Consider the following 17,651-nt stretch of genomic DNA (forward strand, 5'->3'; position numbering starts at 1 on the left):
GGGGGCTCGCGCGCCGGGAGGGCTTCTGGCGGGTAACGTGCCCAGTGAGGAACTTTGCCGACCGCCCGTTCGTCCTCATGGGCGAAGGAGGCTTGCTGCCAATGACACATCCGCTGCGCCGCGCAGGGGCCGCGATCGCGGTTCTCGTCGCCGGTCTATTCGTCACTCTTGCGCTGTCCCCTGCGGCCATAGCCGCGGCGGCGCCGCCCGATGCCCAGACGGTGCTCTCCCATTGGAAGGGCGGCGACCCACTCTATGTGCAGTCCGGGTCCGCGCTGAGCTCTGACCAGCAGTCCGAGATCCGCGACGCGCTCAAGGACTCCAAGAACGACATCTATCTGGCCGCGCTGCCCGACGACACGGTGACCGACCCCGCCGGCTACATCAAGCAGCTCGGCGACGCGGTGTCCGAGGCCAAGAAGTCCTCGTCGGGCGGCCAGTGGACCGTCGCCGTGCTCGACGGCCCGACGCTGTTCGCCGCGTCCAACTTCGGCAAGGCCGGCATGACCGACCAGCTGTCGAAGCTCGCCGTGCGCAACAACGACGACGTCGTCTCCGGCATGGAGGACTTCATCGCCCGGGTCAACCTCATGGCCGAGGGCAAGACGCGCTCCGCGCTCGACTCCGGCCCGGTCAACGACGGCAGCGGCTTCGGCGCGCTGGCCACGCTGGGCGTGCTCGCGGTGGCCGGCGGTGGCGGCTACTTCCTCTACTCGCGCAACAAGAAGAAGAAGCAGGCCATCCAGGACGCCAAGGACCTGGCCGCGGTCAAGCAGACCGTCGAGGAGGACGTCACCAAGTTCGGTGAGGAGATCACCGCGCTCGACACCGACGTCGTGCTCTCCGGCGAGGGCGGCAAGCACATCGACGAGTGGGCGCAGGCCCTCGACTCCTACGAGAAGGCCAAGACCCAGCTCGCCGCGATCGAGCGGGCCGACCAGGTCCGCGAGGTCACCGGGACGCTCGAGGAGGGCCGCTACGCCCTCGCCGTGGTGAAGGCCAGGGTCGACAACCAGCCGGTGCCCGAGCGGCGCGCCCCCTGCTTCTTCAACCCGCAGCACGGCCCCTCCCTGCGCGACGTGCGCTGGGCCCCGCCCGGTGGCGTGGTCCGCGACGTGCCCGCCTGCAAGGCCGACGCCGAGGCGGTGGAGCGCGGCTTCGACCCGCAGATGCGCGAGGTCATGGTCGACGGTCAGCGCCGTCCCTACTACGACGCGGGCCCGGCCTACCAGCCGTACGCCTACGGCTACTACGGCGGCTTCGGCGACATCATGACCGGCATGTTCATCGGCACCATGATGGGCTCCATGATGGGCTGGGGCATGGGCGGCATGATGATGGGCGGCATGATGGGCGGCGGCTACGACGCCGGTGCCGGCGGTGACTTCGGCGGCGGTGGCGACTTCGGCGGTGGCGGAGACTTCGGCGGCGGTGGCGGCTGGGGCGACTTCGGCGGCGGCGACTTCGGTGGCGGCGACTGGTAGCCCACCCTCACTCACCAGCATGAGCGCGCTCCCTTCGGGGGGCGCGCTTTTCGCTGTCCGTCGCGGCATTTTGGGGATACTCCGAAATTACGTAATATCGGAGTTATGAAGCGAGCAGCAGCCCTGGCCGCCCTCGTCGTGGCCGCCCTCGCCCTGTTCCCGGCCCCGAGCCCGCCTGCGCTGGGCGAGGCGACGACCGGCGACCCCGCCCTGGCGAAGCTGGTACGGAGCGCCGCCGGGGAGGGCGGATACCGGGGGCTGTCGGTCGCCCTCGTCGAGGACGGCCGGATCCGCCACGCCGGGGTGGGCGACACCGGCGGCCCCGACCCGCGCCCGGTGGACGAGCACACGTCCTACGAGCTCGGGTCGATCGCCAAGCCGATGACCGGGATGCTGCTGGCGAGCCTGGCCGGGGAAGGGCTCTCCCCCGGCACGCCGGTGCGCGACAAGCTGCCGGGCGTCCGCTTCTCCGATCCCGCCGTCGGGTCGGCCACCCTCGCCGAGCTCTCCTCGCACCGCGCGGGCGTGCCCAGCGTCCGCGTGACGCCGCTCTCGTTCCTCCGCTCGTACCTGTACGTCTTCGCCGGCCAGGACCCGTACGGCGCGGCGGGGACGCGGAGCATGCTGGACGACGCCGCGGCCGTCTCCGCCGAGGGCCGGGGCGAGGTCGCGTACTCCAACCTCGGCGTGGCGCTGCTCGGCCAGGCCCTGGCCGAGCACGCGGGCACCGGCTACGAGGACCTGCTGCGCGGGCGGATCCTCGCCCCGCTCGGCATGGACTCGACCGTCGTGCTCGGGCCGGACGAGCCGCTGCCCGCCGGTCACGCGCACGGCGAGGAGAAGAACGGGCTGCCCATGGAGCCGTGGCGCGACCACGGCCACGCGGGCGCGGGCGGCGCCGTCTGGTCCACCTCCCACGACGTGGCCCGGCTCGTCCAGGGCGTGATGGCGGGCTCCGCGCCGGGCGCGGACGCCGCGACGCCACGCTTCGACGCCGGCCGGGACGAGCGGATCGGCTACGGCTGGTTCACCACCCGGCACGGCGAGCGGGAGATCACCTGGCACAACGGCGGGACCGGCGGGTTCCGCACCTACGCGGGCTTCGACCGGGCGTCCGGCCGGGGCGTGGTGGTCATGGGCAACACCGGCACGCCGGTGGACGGCGTGGGCCTGCGCCTGCTCGGGGTCGAGGCGCCGGACGACGACGGCCCGGAGATCCGGCCGCTGGTCTTCGCCCTGACCTTCCCGTTCGCAGGGCTGGGCCTGCTCTATTCGGCGTTCCGCACGCCGGGGCTGGACCGGGTGTCGGTGGTGAGCCGCGTCCTGTACGGGATGCTGTTCCTCGGGCTGGGGCACACGGCGGGCGCCTGGGGGGTCGTCCCGCCGTTCGTGTGGGCCCTGGGGGCGGGGGTCCTGGGCGCGGCCACGGCCGCCGCGCTGACCCGCTGGCCCGGCCTGCCGCTCAGCGCGAAGCCGGTAAGGTGGCACACCTGGCTGTCCCCCGCGATCCCGGCCGCCCTGCTGATCGGTTTCACGGTCGTCCTCGTGACCTGAGGTCAGGTGCTGGCGCGCAGGGCCAGGTGGGGGGTGAGCAGGGTGGCGTCGGGGGCGGGCTTGCCGTCGAGCTTGTCCATCACCAGCCGGACCGCCTCCCGGCCCACCTCCTCGGCCGGGATCAGGACCGAGGTGAGCGGAGGGCTGGCACGTTCCGCCACGTCGTCGGGGCAGATGGCGACCACCGCCACGTCCTCGGGGACACGCCTGCCGAGCTGGCGCAGGGCGCTGAGCACGTGGCCGACCGCGGCCTCGTTGTGCACGACGAGCCCGGAAAGGTCCGGCTGGTCCCTGAGCAGCCTGCTCAACGTCGAGTACACCTCGTCGAACGTCTCCTCGCACGGCAGCGCCACCCCGGTCACCCGGTGCGCGGCGACGGCCGCGACGAAGCCCTCGCGGGTGCGGCGGGCGAAGCCGGTGCCGCGCTCGTAGACGACGGCGGGCGCGCCCAGCAGGGCGATCCGGGAGTGGCCGCGCTCGGCCAGGTGGGCGACGCACTGCGCGCCGGCGGCGGCGAAGTCGAGGTCGACGCAGGTCAGGCCGGCGGGTTCGGCCGGGAAGCCGATGAGCACGCTGGGCTCGGCCAGCTCGCGCAGCAGCGGCACCCGGCTGTCGTCCAGCTCGACGTCCATCAGCACGAACGCGTCGACCAGCGCGCTGGCCGCCACCCGCCTGATGCCGTCGGTGCCCTCGTCGGCGGTCAGCAGCAGCACGTCGTGGTCGAAGCGGCGGGCGGCGGTGACGACGGCGCTGGCGAAGCGCATCAGCACCGGCACGTGCATGCCGGCGCGCAGCGGCAGCACCAGGGCGATCACGTTGGACCGCTTGCTGGCCAGCGCGCGGGCGCCGGCGTGCGGGTGGTAGCCGAGCGCGTCGATGCTGTCGAGCACCCGCCGCCTGGTGCCGGCCGAGATCGTGCGCTTGCCGCTGAGCACGTACGAGACGGTGCTGACGGCCACGCCGGCGTGCCGGGCGACCTCCGTGATGGTGACCGTGCGCCCGCTCAAGTCGCCGCTCCGAAGTCGATCTGGCTCAGCGTGACGCCCTCGTTCTCGAACACCACATAAAGATCGTGCACTCCCCGCGTGGCCGCAAGGGAGGTGACGATGGCGTGCAGGTCGTACCGTCCGGTGCGGGGCACGGGCAGGGTGGCGATCGGCTGCCCGTAGAGGGGGTCGCCGATCCGCAGCGTGATCATGCCGCCTTCGGTGCTGCCGAGCACGGCCAGGCAGGAGGCGGCGCCGTTGAGGTCCACCTGCCGGAACAGGATCCAGGCGCCCTCGGCGTCGGCGCGGACGGCGTCGCCGTTCTCGCGGCTCGCCTCGGTGAACGTGACCGCGTCGTACTCGTCGTGGTCGACGGCGCGCAGCAGCCCGCGGCGCGGCGGGATGGTCTCGCCGTCGACCTCGAAGCGGGCGGTGACGCGCAGGTCGGTGGCGCTGCGGCCGGCCATGAGCCGGTGCGGCGCGCGCTCCACGACGAACCGGCCGCTGGTCACGTCCCAGCAGGCCAGCTCGCGCACGGGCAGGTCGAGGCGGACGACGCGGCTCTCGCCCGGCGCGAGCCGCACCTTCTCGAAGCCGCGCAGCCGGCGCAGCGGCTGCTTGACGCGGGAGCGCTGCTGGTGGGTGTAGAACTGGACGACCTCGACGCCCTCGCGCGGCCCGGTGTTGGTCACGGTCACCGAGGCGCGCACCATGCCCCCGGGGTCCACCTCGACCGTCAGGCCGGAGTAGCCGAACTCGGTGTAGCCGAGCCCGTGCCCGAACGGGTAGCGCGGGATGCCCCGGAAGTACATGTAGGTGGCGTCGGCGGTGATGATGTCGTAGTCGAGCAGGTCGGGCAGCTCCTGCTCGGAGCGGTACCAGGTCTGGGTGAGGCGGCCCTCCGGGTCCGCGTCGCCGAGCAGCACCTCGGCCAGCGCGTGCCCGTACTCCTGCCCGCCGTGCGACGACCAGAGCACGGCCGGCACCCCGGAGGCGCCCCAGGTGAGCGGGTAGCCGCTGCTGATCACCATGACCGTGCGCGGGTTGGCGGCGAGCACGGCCTGGACCACCGCGTCCTGGGCGGGGGCGAGCGCGAGCGTGCTGCGGTCCTCGGTCTCGCGGCCGTTCACCAGCGGGTGGTCGCCCACGACCACGACGGCCACGTCGGCGGTGGCGGCCAGCTCGGCGGCCTGCCGCGCGCCGCTCCTGACCACCTCGGGCACCAGCCAGAGCGCCTGGTCGGCGTCGTCGACCAGGCGGAGCGTCCCGTCGGCCGCGGCGCCGACGTAACAGCCGGTGGAGATGTGCCGCAGCGCCACGGCCCCGCGCGGCCGCTCCTCCATCCGGAACGTCTGGCGCACCTCCCAGCCGTTCGGCCCCGGCTGGTCGTTGACCAGCACGCCGTCGTCCACGGACACGAACCGGCCGGTGGCCACCGCGCGCAGCGCGTAGGCGCCGCCGCCCCAGTCGAACACGTCGAACGTGCCGGGCTCGGACCCGAGGCTGAGCGGCCCGCCCGCCGGGTCGGCCGTCACGCAGCCCGCCTCGGCGGTCATCGTCACCCGGTCGACGCCCTCGCAGAACACGGTCGCGCACCGCTCGGCCAGCCCGGCGCGTGCGGTGACGGCGTACGGGAGCGTCCCGCTGTACCAGTCCTCCATGAGCGTGTCGCCGAGCTGGCCGATGACCGCGACGGTGGCGACGTCGCGCAGCGGCAGCAGCCCGTCGTTCTCCAGCAGCACGAACGAGCGCCGCGCCGCCTCGCGGGCCAGGTCCTGGTGGCGCGGGCAGTTGACGACTTCCTCGGTGACGTCGTCGTACGGGGTCGCGGGGTCGAACTCGCCGAGCCGGAAGCGGATCGACAGCAGGTGACGCACGGCGGCGTCGATGTCGTCCTCGGCCAGCAGGCCGCGATCCAGGGCCTCCCTGACGTGCCCGAGCGTGGCCTCGGCCCGGTCGTCGTCCTGGGTGAAGCTGTCCAGCCCCGCTCTGATCGCGTGCGCGTACGCCTCGGCGGCGCTGTCGTGGTAGCCCTGCAGCGTGACCAGGTTGCCGGGCGCGTAGGCGTCGCTGACCACGAGGAGGTCGTCCGGCGCCCAGGCGCGCAGCGCCTCGCCGATGAGCGGGCTGAGGTGCGCGGGCCGGCCGTTGACCAGGTTGTAGGAGGGCATGACGGCCACCGCGGCGCCCTGCTCGATGGCGGGCCTGAAGGCGGGCAGCTCGTACTCGTGCAGCACCCGGGGCGGCACGTTGCTGGAGGTGACGCAGCGGTCGGTCTCGTTGTTGTAGGCGAGGAAGTGCTTGAGCGTGGGCGCGGTCTTCAGCACGTTGGGATCGCTCCCACGAAGGCCCCACGCGTACGCCGCGGCCAGCAGCCCGGTGAGCCACGGGTCCTCGGAGTAACCCTCCTCGTTGCGTCCCCAGCGCGGGTCGCGCAGCGGGTTGACGACGGGGGCCCACACGTTGCGCCCGGCGCCCGTCGGGTCCTTGTGGTGGAAGGCCAGCACCTCGTCGGAGGTGGCCTCGCCGACGCGGCGCAGCAGCTCCGGGTCCCAGGTGGAGGCCAGCCCGACGGCCTGCGGGAACACCGTGGCGGGGCCGAGCCAGGCCAGGCCGTGCAGGGCCTCGGTGCCGGTGCGGAACGCCGCCACGCCCAGCCGGTCGATCGGCGCCTGGTACTGGTGGAGCAGGCCGATCTTCTCCTCGAGCGTGAGCCTGCGCGACAGGTCGGCGATCCGGTCGGGAAGGGGGATCTCGGGGTCGCGGAAGGGTTCGTGCATGGCCATCCTCTGGGGGAGTGTCGAAGCGCTTCGATGACCGGCCGGTGGAGTTACGTCGGTGTTTCTGGGGGTTTCATGAAGGGTGCACGCGTCTGTGAAGCTAGGTCAAGTGGTTCGTGAGATTCCGCCGGGCAATCTTCCCGAATCGAGCGAGTCGAGCACCCGCGCCGCCCCGCCCAGCGCCGCCGCGTCGTGACCGAGCGTGGAGGCCACCACCTCGCAGCCTCCGGCCTGCGGCGCGATGGAGCCGTCGCGCACCGCGGCGCGCACCGGCGGCAGCAGCCACGGGGCCAGCGCCACGTAGTAGCCGCCCAGGATGACCACCTGGGGGTTGAGCAGGTTGGCGATGATCGACACGCCCCTGCCCAGGCCGGCGCCCACGGCGGCAAGCGTCGCCAGCGTGGCCTCGTCGCCGGCCCGCGCGGACCTGACGACCTCCTCCAGCTCGATCTCGATCTCGGCCGGTGACGGGTCGGCCCGGCGGAGCACGGCGCCGATGCCGGCCATCGCCTCCAGGCACCCGCGCCGCCCGCAGCGGCAGGCGGGGCCCTCGGGGTCGAGCTGGACATGGCCGAGCTCACCGCTGTAGCCGAGGCCGCCGCGGCGCAGCCGCCCGTCGAGGATGACGCCCGCCCCGACGCCCATCTGCCCGGTCAGGTAGACCAGGTCGTCGGCCCCCGCGTTGCCGCCGAAGCGCTGCTCGGCCAGCGCCGCCAGGTTGGCGTCGTTGTCGACCTGGATCGAGAAGCCGGGGTCGCGCAGCGCCTTGGCCAGGTCGCCGCCGATGTCGGCGTCGCGCCAGCCGAGGTTGGGCGCGATGCGCACCGTGCCCTGCACGTCGACCAGGCCGGGCACGGCCACGGCCAGGCCGAGGACCTGCCGCTCCTCCTTGGCCATGCGGTTGACCACCCGCCGGACGACGGCCGCGACGTTGGCCACGCCCTGGTTGACCGACTCCCCCGCGCTGAAGGAGCGCCGCCAGGCCAGCAGCCGCTGCCCCGCCAGGTCGGTGGCGACCGCGGCGACGTAGTCGACGTTGATCTCGACGCCGATCGCGGCGTACGGGGAGCCGTCGAGGACGAGCATGGTGGCGGGCCTGCCGACGCGGTTCTCGGTGAGCCCGGTCTCGCGCACCAGGCGGCGGTCGATCAGGTCGGCGACCAGGCTGGAGACGGTCGCCTTGTTGAGCCCCGTGTTGGCGGCGATGTCAGCGCGGGAGCACGGCGCGTGCTCGCGTACGAACCGGAGCACGACCGCGAGATTGGTGGCCCGGACGTCCGCGAAGTCGGCCGGCTGCGGGCCGGTCGTGGATGTGATCAATATCAGCCCCGTTCCCACCGAGAAGTGACCCCAGCATGCCGCATCGCGGGCTCCCTTCACCAACCTGTGACCGTGCCGCTCCCTTGTGGTAGCGGTCACAGTCTACTAATTTGTTTGGGCGTAATACCAACTAATTAATCCTAGTTGGCCATTCCCACTCGGAGAAGGGTGCGAGCGATGAATCCGACGACTCGCCGAGGGTTCCTCGGCCTGGTCGGCGCGGGCGTCCTGGCGGCGGCGACCGGCTGCGCCGAGAAGCGGGGGCCCGCCCAGGGCACCGCGGTCGCCGCCGACAAGCTGGCGGGCCTGGTGCCGACCCGTATGCCGTACGAGATCCCCGGCCTGCGGCCCGACCTGCCCGGCAACGAGTTCGTCGCCCCCGGCTTCCTCACCCGGCCCGCCCAGATGGTGCAGGCGGTCACCACCAAGCCGATCACCAGCGGCAAGGAGGTGACCGCGATGACCCCGCTGTGGGGCACGGTGCCTCCCGGCCTCGGCGACAACTCCTACTACGCGGCCGTCAACGAGCGGCTCGGCGGCACCGTCCGGTTCAACATCTCCGACGGCAACACCTACGTGCAGAAGGTCTCCACCCTCCTGGCCAGCGGCGACGTCCCCGAGCTGATGCAGATCCCCGGCTGGGAGCTGATCAAGATCGCCCGCTTCACCGAGGCGGCCAACAAGCTCTTCGCCGACCTGTCGCCCTATCTCGCCGGCGACAAGGCCAAGGAGTTCCCGCTGCTGGCCAACTACGACACGGCCGCCTGGCAGTTCGGCGTGTTCGGCGGCGTGCTGCAGGGCATCCCCTGGCAGAACGAGCCCTTCCCGTTCGCCCTCTTCGTCCGCCAGGACATCCTCGACGAGCTGGGCCTGCCGCACCCCAAGAGCACCGACGACCTGCTCACCCTGGGCAAGGAGCTGACCGACGCGAAGAAGAAGCGCTGGGCCTTCGGCGGCGTCGACCAGGAGCTCCAGCGCGCCTTCGGCGCTCCCCGCGAGTGGCGCAAGACGGCCCAGGGCACGCTGGTCCACAAGTACGAGACCGACGAGTTCGCGGCGGCGGTGGAGTTCCTGACCAAGCTCTTCGAGAACGGCTGGGTGCACCCCGACATCGTGGCCAACGCGTTCGCCGACCAGAAGGCGCCGTTCGGCAGCGGCCAGCTCATGATGCTGAAGGACGGGCTCGGCTCCTGGCACGAGAACCTCGGCCGCTTCCTGCCGGACAACCCGAAGTTCGACCAGCAGCCCGTGGCGCCGTTCGCGGCCGCCGCCGGACAGGCGCCCATCGTCTGGCGCAACGAGCCCGCCAGCATGTTCTGCTTCGTCAAGAAGGGCCTGGGCGACGCCCGCACCCGCGAGCTGCTGGCCATCGCCGACTGGTGCTCGGCCCCGTTCGGGACCCAGGAGTACGAGCTGGTCAACAACGGCGTCGAGGGCGAGCACTACAAGGTCGAGGACGGCAAGGTGGCGCAGACCGCCCTGGGCCGCAAGGAGGTCGCGCCCACGTACATGTTCCTGTCGGGACGGCCGCCGGCGAACTCCATGAGCCAGTACGACGGCCTCGTCCAGTCGCTGTGGGACTGGCAGACCGGCGCGGCCAAGTATCTGGAGAACGACCCGTTCGTGGGGATCCGGGTGGAGGTGCCGTCGAAGATGGCGGGCCTGGTCCAGCCGACGGAGGACAAGCTCAACGAGATCTACCGCGGCAAGCGGCCGGTCTCCGAGTGGAAGACGATCGTGAAGGAATGGCAGGAGCAGGGCGGCAACGAGGCACGCGAGTTCTACAGCAAGGTCGCCAAGGAGAACGGCCGGCTGTGAGCTCCCCCGCCGTGACCGCCGAGAAGCCGGCCCGGCGCCGGGCCGGCGGGAAACGCGGCAGGAAACGCGGCAGGACCGCGGACTGGCGCGCCAAGCTGCGCCGCGACTGGCCGCTGCTGCTGATGAACCTGCCGATGCTGCTGCTCGTGGTGGCGTTCTGGTGGATCCCCGGGCTCGGCAACATCATCGCCTTCCAGGACTACAGCCCCTACTCGGGCGGCATCCTGGGCAGCCCGGTCATCGGCTTCACCAACTTCGCGCTGCTCTTCCAGGACCCGCAGTTCCTGCGCGCGATCGTCAACACGCTGTCGATCACCGCCTTCCAGCTGATCTTCTACTTCCCGGTGCCCATCATGCTGGCGCTGCTGCTCAACAGCGTGGTCTCGGCCAGGCTGCGGGCGTTCGTGCAGGGCGTCGTCTACCTGCCGTACTTCTTCTCCTGGGTGCTGGTGGTGGCCATCTTCCAGCAGATGTTCGGCGGCGCCGGCCTGCTGGCGCAGCTGCTGCGCGAGCGCGGGCACGAGGGCGTCGACTGGATGACGAACTCCGACACGTTCATCCTGCTGCTCACCACGCAGACGATCTGGAAGGACGCCGGCTGGGGGGCGATCATCTTCCTGGCCGCGCTGAGCACGATCAACCCCAGCCTGTACGAGGCCGCGGCGGTCGACGGCGCCAAGCGGTGGCGCCGGATGTGGCACATCACGCTCCCGGGGCTGCGGCCGGTGATCATCCTGCTGCTGATCCTCCGGCTGGGCGACGCGCTGAACGTCGGCTTCGAGCAGTTCATGCTGCAGCGCGGCGCGGTCGGCAGCGAGGTGTCGGAGGTGTTCGACACGTTCGTCTTCTACTCGGGCCTGCGCACCGGGGATCTCGGCTACGGCGCGGCCGCCGGGCTGTTCAAGGGCCTGGTCGGGCTGCTGCTGATCGTCGCGGCCAACCGGGTGGCGCACGCGTTCGGCGAGCGAGGGGTGTATTCGAGATCATGACTCTGCTGGCGACGAGGAAGAAGCCGTCGGGCCTGGCGGCGTGGGAGGAGCCGCCCTCACCGGCCGGGCGGGTCGGCAAGGGCGCGGTGCTGACGGTCATCGTGCTGGCCGTGCTCCTGCCGCTCTACACGATCGTGCTGACGAGCCTGAGCTCCAAGGCCACGGTGAACCGGGTGGGCGGGCTGGTGCTGATCCCGGAGGGCATCACTTTCGACGCCTATATCCAGATATTTTCGGACACGGTGGTGCGGCGGGCCGTGCTGGTCGCCACCGGCGTCACCGTCGTCGGCACCGCCATCAGCCTGTGCGTGAGCATCCTCGGCGCGTACTCGCTGGCCCGGCCCGGCTCGTTCCTGCACCGGCCGCTGCTCTTCGCGGTGCTGCTGATGTTCGTGTTCTTCCCCGGCCTCATCCCCGTCTACCTGATGGTCAGCGGGCTCGGGCTGAAGGACACCTACTGGTCGCTGATCCTGCCGACGGCGGTGTCGGCGTTCAACGTGGTGGTAATGCGGGCGTTCTTCATGAACATCCCCGGCGAGATCATGGACAGCGCCCGGATCGACGGGGCGGGCGAGTTCCGCATCCTGTGGCGGATCGTGCTGCCCATGTCGAAGGCCGTCACCGCCGTCGTCGGCCTGTTCTACGCGGTCGGCTACTGGAACGCCTGGTTCAACGCGATGCTCTACCTCGAGGACACCCGCAAGTGGCCGCTGGCGCTGGTGCTGCGGCAGTACGTGGTGGACTCCAACCCGCTGCCCACGGCGACCGTGGGGGTCACCGGCGCGGGCGACATGCCGCCGACGCTGGCCATCAAGATGGCGATCGTGGTGGTCGCCGTGGTCCCCGCGCTGGTCATCTACCCGTTCGTGCAGCGCCACTTCACCAAGGGCGTGCTGATCGGGGCCGTCAAGGGGTGAGGGCGCCCCCGGAGGGGCGCCCTCAGGCTAGACGGGCGTGCAGGTGAGGGCCGGCGTGGAGCCGGCGCTGGTCTGGCTGCCGTTGAAGCCGAACGACGTGGCCGCGTTCGGCGCCAGGTTGCCGTTGTAGCCGACGTTGGTCACGCTCACGTTCGCGCCCGACTGGGTGTGCGAGCCGCTCCAGAGCTGGCTGATCCTCTGGTCACCCGGCCAGGTCCAGGTCACCCGCCAGCCGGTGATGGCCGAGCCGCCGGTGTTGCGTACCGTGACCTCGGCCTGGAAGCCGCCGGGCCACTGGTTGCCCGCCTGGTAGGTGGCCGTGCAGCCGGTGCCGGTGGTCGGGGTGACCGTGGGGGTCACCGTGGGGGTCACAGTCGGGGTGACCGTCGGCGTGACCGTGGGCGTCACGGTGACCGGCGGGCCTGTGCGGTCGCCGTAGATGATGCCGCGGCCGTTGGTGCCCAGGTAGACGCGGCCGTACACGCGCGGGTCGCCCGTGAGGGCCTCGCCCATGTTGCCCCACTGGTGCTGGTCGTCGTTGATCCGGAGCCAGTTCGCGCCGGTGTCGTCCGAGCGGTAGAGGCCGGTCACGCCGTCGATCGTGGCCACCGCGAAGATCGCCATGTAGGTCGCGCCGGGCGCGGCCTTGCCGAAGCCGACGTTCACCGAGCCGGTGATCCCGGAGACCTTGGTGAAGGACGCGCCGCTGTTGGTCGAGCGCCACAGGCCGCCCTCGCCCGCCAGCCAGATGTGGCCCTCGACGCCGGGCACGGCCTTGAACTTGCCGGTCGTGGGCAGCCCGGAGGCGGCGGTGGCGGTGAACGACGCGCCGCCGTTCGTGCTGGCGTAGAACCGGCCGCCGTCGAACCCGTAGAACTTCGAGGCGTTGACCCGGTCGGACTCGACGATCGCGCCCGTGGGCAGGCCCTGCACCTGGGTCCAGGAGTTGCCGAAGCCGACCGAGTAGTGCGGGGTGACGCCGCGCGGCGCCCACACGAAGCGGGAGCCGTCGGCCGCCGCCGCGACCGTGCCGCCCTCGTTGATCCCGCCGGGCTCGCTGCCCTGGAACCAGTTGGCGCCGCCGTCGGTGGAGAAGGCCACGTGGCTGTCGTTCGGCCGGTCGGCGTCGGTGAAGTTGCCGGCCCGCACCATCACGGACGGGTTCCGCTCGGCGTAGTCGAGGCTGGTCGTGGAGGTGAAGTTGGGCGAGGTGAACATCATCGGCGGCACCGCGTCCAGGTTCGTGTGCCGGAACCCGGCGATGTCACCCAGGCCGCTGATCAGCGGGGCGCCGCTGGGCGGGCTGATCAGGTCGAGCACCGCGGTCTCCTCCAGCCCGCGCACCATGGGCTTGATCGTGAACGTGCCGCCGGAGTCCCACTGGGTGAGGTTCTCGGTGCCGTAGATCGTGGCGCCGGTCCCGTACATCATCCGGTTGGAGTCGAACGGGTCGATCTCCAGCGACTCGGTCATCCAGCCGAGCTTGGGCGTGACCTCGGGCGGCTGCGGGTTGGTGCCGAAGGTCAGCCAGGGCACCTCGGAGACGTTCATCTGGTAGCGGAAGCTGCGGTTCGGGTACGAGGTCCAGTCCCAGACCCGGGTCCAGGTGGCGCCGGAGTCGGTCGACCTGAAGAAGATCACGTCGGGCCACCAGGAGATCTGGGTGGCGACCATCAGCGTGCCGGGGTCCTGCCGGTCCAGGGTGAGGCCGCTGTAGCCGAAGTAGTCGTCGGAGCTGGACGACGGGACCGGGCTGACCTGGGTCCACGTGCCTGTCGCGGTGTCGAGCCGCCACACGTCACCCTTGGCGCCGTCGTACGGGCCGCTGGTATCGCTGGTGGCGATGAACAGGTGGCCGTTCTGGGCGTCCAGCACGCCCTTGTGCGCGATGTAGCCGGTCGGCTGGCCCGCCACCCGCTGCCAGGTGGCCCCTGCGTCCGTGGTGCGGTAGACGGTGTTCTGCTTGTCGGCCACGCCCACGTAGATGGTCCTGGTGGCGGTGCCCGAGGAGGACGAGCGCGGGTCGTAGGTCACCCAGACGACGCCGGGGCGGTGGCTCTGGTAGCCGTTGGGGTCGCTCGGGTCGTCGGCGTGGTTGCCGGGGTTGGGGAAGCTCGTCACCTTCGCCCAGGTGGCGCCGTAGTCCGTGCTGCGCCACAGGCCGTTGCCGTTGGGGGCGCCGAAGTAGAGCACGCTGTTGCGGTTGGGGTCGACGGACAGCGCCTCGCCCATGCCTCGGCCGGGCATGTTGCCGCCGAGCTTGAACGGCAGCTGGGTGGCCTGCCAGGTGGCGCCCTTGTCGGTGGAGCGCAGGATGGCGCCGTTGTTCGGGTCCCAGTCGTTGGTGTACATGCCGACGGCCGCGTACAGGCGGTTGGTCTGCACGGGGTCGGTGGCGAGGCTGATCACGCCGTTCCAGCCCCACTTGTCCCAGCCCACCCAGTCGAGCAGCGGCGTCCAGGACTTCGACGACTGGTTCCAGCGGTACGCGCCGCCGATGTCGGTGCGGGCGTAGATCAGGTTGCGCTCCGTGGGGTTGAAGACGATGCCGGGCACGAACCCGCCGCCGTCGATCCGCACGTTCTTGTAGGTGTACGGGTCCGCCGCGACGGCGGCGACCGGAGTCATCCGCACCACTGCTGTGGCCAGCAGGACTGCGGTGATCGCGAGCAGGCTGAGTAATGCCTTTCGCATGAGCGGCTCTCCCTTTCCTGGCACGCCGAAAGAGCGCACCTGAGGACAAACAGATGACCGCCATGCACGACCAGGTTGCAGGACCCTGACCATCGCCGCGCCCTCGCGCATGAGCAATTAGAGGCTCACACACGCCTCAACGGCCCGTCAATAGTTTGGACGCACAACCAAATAAGTCGGCCCGGCACGGAGCCATGCTCCCCGTGCCGGGCCGACGCTCCGTCACCGGGCCAGGGTCAGATCCCTGAGCCGGATCCCGCCCTTGAAGAGCACGTACAGGTCGCCCTTGCCGGGCTTGAGCCGTGCCGTGACCGTGGCGTACTCGTACACCCCGCCCGTGGCCGGCACCTGGACGGAGGCCAGCAGAGCGCCCTTCGGAGAGCCGCGGCGGAGCTCGATCGAGCCGCCCGCGACCGAGGCCACCCCGGCGCTGAGCTCAGCCCCGTAGACGGCGTCGGTGAACGAGATCCAGCCGCCGTCCGACCCGGCCACCACGTCGCCGCGCACCTTGTTCTCGTCGGCGAACGTGACGCCCGCGTAGTCGTCGAAGTTCATCGCCCTGGTCGGCTTCGTCAGGTCGCGCGGCGGCACCTTCTCCCCGCTCACCTTCAGCGTCGTACGCTGCCTGATCTTGTCCGAGGCGGAGCCCACGAGCACGTCGTGCGCGGCGTCCTCGACCACCCACGTGTCCCGCGTGTGGTCCCACACGGCCAGGTCGGACTTCTTCAGCGGGAACGTCACCGTCTTCGACTCGCCCGGCGCCAGCGCGATCCGCTGGAAGCCGCGCAACCGCTTGACCGGCTGGTCGAAGCGGGACTGCCGCTGGTGGGTGTAGAGCTGCACGACCTCCTCGCCCGCCACGCGGCCGGTGTTGGTGACCTTGACGCTCACCTGCTCGCCCTGCGCCTTCAGCCCCTGGTAGCCGAACGTGGTGTAGCTGAGCCCGTGACCGAACGCGAACTGCGGCCGGCCCTCGTGGTACAGGTACGTCATCCCGGTCTTGGCCAGGTCGTAGTCCAGGATGCTCGGCAGCTCGCCACCGGCATACCAGGTCTGGGTGAGCCGCCCGGCCGGGTTCACCTCGCCGAAGAGCACGTCGGCGACCGCGTGCCCGGTCTCCGCGCCCGCGTGCGTGGTCCACAGCAGCGCCGGGGCGTCCACGATCACGGGATAGCTGGTCTCCAGCACCACCACGGTCCTCGGGTTCGCCTTGCGCACGGCCTCGATCAGCCGCTTCTGCCCGTCGCCCAGCCGCAGGTCGTCACGGTCGTGGAACTCGCGGCCGTGCACCCACGGGTGGCTGCCGACGACCACGACCGCGACCTCGGCCTTCCGGGCCTGCTCGGCCGCCGCGGCGATGCCGTCGGAGACGACCTCCTTGGCGAACCTCGCCGCCTCCGCCTTCGGCGCCAGCGCGAGCGCGCCGTCGGCGGTCACGGTCACGTACGGGTCGGGCAGCGCGTACCAGCCCTCGACCGCCTCGAACCCGGCGTACCGGATCAGGAAGGTCCCGTCGCCCTGCTTCTCCAGCGAGAACTGCTGCGACACGTACCAGCCGTTGGGGTCGTCGTCGTCGGTGTCGAGCGAGCGCCAGTCGCCGCCGAGCAGCTTGCCGTTGCCCGCGTTGCGCAGCGTCGAGATGTCGCTCACCCAGTCGGTCACGTCCCACTGCGAGGCGGGCGTCGGCGCGGTGTCCACGAGCGCGGCGTTGGCGTCGGGCCCGGTTCCGGTGGCCGTGACGTACTTGCCGGACTCGACGTGCTTGAGCGCGACGCGCTCCAGGCCCGCCCCGGTGGTCACGTCGGCGACCCGCTCCTTGATCCCGTCCAGCGGGGTGACCTCGTACGGCATCGTGCCCGCGTACCAGTCGCTGTAGAGTTCGTCCGCCAGCGGGCCGACCACGGCCGCCGACTTCGGCGACCTGAGCGGGAGCGTGCCGGAGTTCTTCAGCAGCACGGCCGCCTTGGCCGCGGTCTCACGGTTGAGCGCGCGGTGCGCGGGGCTGTCGATCACGCTCGCGCCGATGCCCTTGTACGGGCCGCCGTCCGGGTCGAAGTGGCCCAGGCGGAACCGGATGGTCAGCGCCCGGCTGACGGACCGGTCGACGTCGGCCTCGGTGATCAGGCCGCGCTCCAGGGCCGTGGTGAGGTGCTGCACCATCGGGCCCTTGTCGCTGCCGTCGATGGTGAAGCTGTCCTGGCCCGACTTGAGCACGGCGGCGAACGCCTCGGCCTTGTCGTCGTAGTACCGCTCCAGGTCGGTGAGCGCGTGCGGGCCCCAGGCGTCGCTGACGTTGTAGAGCGTCTTGTCCGTCCAGGACCTGACGACCTCCTCCAGGTCGGAGTTGACGTGGTTGGGCCGGCCGTTCACCAGGTTGTACGAGGCCATGACCCCGGTCGCGGCGTCAGCCGAGATCGCCGACCTGAAGGCCTGCTCGTAGTACTCGTGCTTGAGCCTGGGCGTCAGGTTGGACGAGGTGAGGCTGCGGTTCACCTCGTTGTTGTAGGCCAGGTAGTGCTTCAGCACCGGCGCGGTCTTCAGGTAGAACGGGTCGTCGCCCTGCAGGCCCTTGCCGTACGCGGTCGCGATGGCGCCGGTCAGCAGCGGGTCCTCGGAGTAGCCCTCCTCGTTGCGGCCCGCCCGGGGGTCGCGCAGCGGGTCCACCACCGGCGCCCAGACCTGCAGGCCCCACAGCGTCGGGTCGGTCGCGTTGTAGCCGCGCGCCTCGTCGCCGACGGCCGAGCCGACCCGCTTGATCAGCTCCGGGTCCCAGGTGCTGGCCAGGCCGACGGCCTGCGGGAACACGGTGCCCTTGGCCAGCTTCTGGTTCCAGTTGTCGTCGAGCGCGTTGGACCAGGCGACGCCGTGCAGCGCCTCGGTGCCGTTCTTGTGGTACGGGACGCCCAGGCGCGGGATGGCCTCCTGCGACTGGTGCAGCAGACCCAGCTTCTCCTGCAAGGTGAGCCGGCCCAGCAGGTCGGCGACCCGCTGCTCCACCGGCAGCGACGGGTCGCGGAACGGTAACTCCGCCTGCGCCGCGGCCGGTGCCGCGAGCAGCGACGCGACCAGGGTCAACGCGATCAGGATCGGTTTCTTCATGGGGGGTTCT

General features: G+C 71.3%; 10 protein-coding genes. 5 read left to right on the plus strand and 5 right to left on the minus strand.

All coding sequences use genetic code 11. The features are described from left to right. The first annotated feature begins 101 nt into the window (after window positions 1–101). Together ABD999_RS19385 and ABD999_RS19390 are read left to right on the plus strand one after the other, a co-directional pair. Complete coding sequence (locus ABD999_RS19385) at window positions 102–1,484, plus strand: hypothetical protein (protein ID WP_261809081.1); 1,383 nt, start codon at window positions 102–104, stop codon at window positions 1,482–1,484. A gap of 105 nt (window positions 1,485–1,589) precedes the next feature. Continuing rightward, the gene (locus ABD999_RS19390) at window positions 1,590–3,038 is read left to right on the plus strand and encodes a serine hydrolase domain-containing protein (RefSeq protein WP_271279935.1); all 1,449 of its coding nucleotides are present in this window, start codon (window positions 1,590–1,592) and stop codon (window positions 3,036–3,038) included. Between the two features lie 2 nt (window positions 3,039–3,040). Here ABD999_RS19390 and ABD999_RS19395 read toward each other — a convergent pair whose 3' ends face one another. The 3 genes from ABD999_RS19395 to ABD999_RS19405 form a co-directional block, all read right to left on the minus strand. Then, complete coding sequence (locus ABD999_RS19395) at window positions 3,041–4,045, minus strand: LacI family DNA-binding transcriptional regulator (RefSeq protein WP_219543646.1); 1,005 nt, start codon at window positions 4,043–4,045, stop codon at window positions 3,041–3,043. Beyond that, window positions 4,042–6,804 (minus strand): glycoside hydrolase family 3 protein, encoded by a 2,763-nt coding sequence (locus ABD999_RS19400; protein ID WP_271279934.1) that lies wholly within the window; start codon window positions 6,802–6,804, stop codon window positions 4,042–4,044. Before ABD999_RS19400 ends, ABD999_RS19395 begins: the two co-directional genes overlap by 4 nt. 105 nt (window positions 6,805–6,909) lie before the next feature. Further along, a complete protein-coding gene (locus tag ABD999_RS19405; RefSeq protein ID WP_148036976.1) occupies window positions 6,910–8,124 on the minus strand; it encodes an ROK family transcriptional regulator in 1,215 nt (404 codons plus the stop codon). A 177-nt stretch (window positions 8,125–8,301) separates the two neighbouring features. Here ABD999_RS19405 and ABD999_RS19410 point away from each other — a divergent pair, with 177 nt between their 5' ends. From ABD999_RS19410 to ABD999_RS19420, 3 genes are read left to right on the plus strand one after another with little or no spacing between them, the layout of a single operon-like run. Then, window positions 8,302–9,942 (plus strand): extracellular solute-binding protein, encoded by a 1,641-nt coding sequence (locus ABD999_RS19410; RefSeq protein WP_271279933.1) that lies wholly within the window; start codon window positions 8,302–8,304, stop codon window positions 9,940–9,942. Then, entirely contained in the window at window positions 9,870–10,931 is a 1,062-nt protein-coding gene (locus tag ABD999_RS19415) for an ABC transporter permease (protein ID WP_148036974.1), read from the plus strand. Before ABD999_RS19410 ends, ABD999_RS19415 begins: the two co-directional genes overlap by 73 nt. Beyond that, a complete protein-coding gene (locus ABD999_RS19420; protein WP_271278658.1) occupies window positions 10,928–11,848 on the plus strand; it encodes a carbohydrate ABC transporter permease in 921 nt (306 codons plus the stop codon). Before ABD999_RS19415 ends, ABD999_RS19420 begins: the two co-directional genes overlap by 4 nt. Before the next feature lie 27 nt (window positions 11,849–11,875). Here the strand turns inward: ABD999_RS19420 and ABD999_RS19425 are convergent, their stop codons facing one another. Then, window positions 11,876–14,542: a cellulose binding domain-containing protein gene (locus ABD999_RS19425; RefSeq protein WP_271278657.1), complete on the minus strand. Its 2,667-nt coding sequence runs from the start codon at window positions 14,540–14,542 to the stop codon at window positions 11,876–11,878. Window positions 14,543–14,764: 222 nt separating this feature from the next. Next, entirely contained in the window at window positions 14,765–17,641 is a 2,877-nt protein-coding gene (locus tag ABD999_RS19430) for a glycoside hydrolase family 3 protein (protein WP_271278656.1), read from the minus strand. Between the last annotated feature and the right edge of the window lie 10 nt (window positions 17,642–17,651).

It is taken from the genome of Nonomuraea ferruginea, from assembly GCF_039540635.1.
Taxonomy (GTDB): Bacteria; Actinomycetota; Actinomycetes; order Streptosporangiales; family Streptosporangiaceae; genus Nonomuraea; species Nonomuraea ferruginea.

What these genes read in the sequence shown, in the direction of transcription:
- ABD999_RS19415 (WP_148036974.1), top strand. Translation starts at nt 9,870, where the DNA reads ATGGCAGGAGCAGGGCGGCAACGAGGCACGCGAGTTCTACAGCAAGGT.
- ABD999_RS19385 (WP_261809081.1), top strand. Translation starts at nt 102, where the DNA reads ATGACACATCCGCTGCGCCGCGCAGGGGCCGCGATCGCGGTTCTCGTC.
- ABD999_RS19425 (WP_271278657.1), bottom strand. Translation starts at nt 14,542, where the DNA reads ATGCGAAAGGCATTACTCAGCCTGCTCGCGATCACCGCAGTCCTGCTG.
- ABD999_RS19410 (WP_271279933.1), top strand. Translation starts at nt 8,302, where the DNA reads ATGAATCCGACGACTCGCCGAGGGTTCCTCGGCCTGGTCGGCGCGGGC.
- ABD999_RS19430 (WP_271278656.1), bottom strand. Translation starts at nt 17,641, where the DNA reads ATGAAGAAACCGATCCTGATCGCGTTGACCCTGGTCGCGTCGCTGCTC.
- ABD999_RS19400 (WP_271279934.1), bottom strand. Translation starts at nt 6,804, where the DNA reads ATGCACGAACCCTTCCGCGACCCCGAGATCCCCCTTCCCGACCGGATC.
- ABD999_RS19420 (WP_271278658.1), top strand. Translation starts at nt 10,928, where the DNA reads ATGACTCTGCTGGCGACGAGGAAGAAGCCGTCGGGCCTGGCGGCGTGG.
- ABD999_RS19390 (WP_271279935.1), top strand. Translation starts at nt 1,590, where the DNA reads ATGAAGCGAGCAGCAGCCCTGGCCGCCCTCGTCGTGGCCGCCCTCGCC.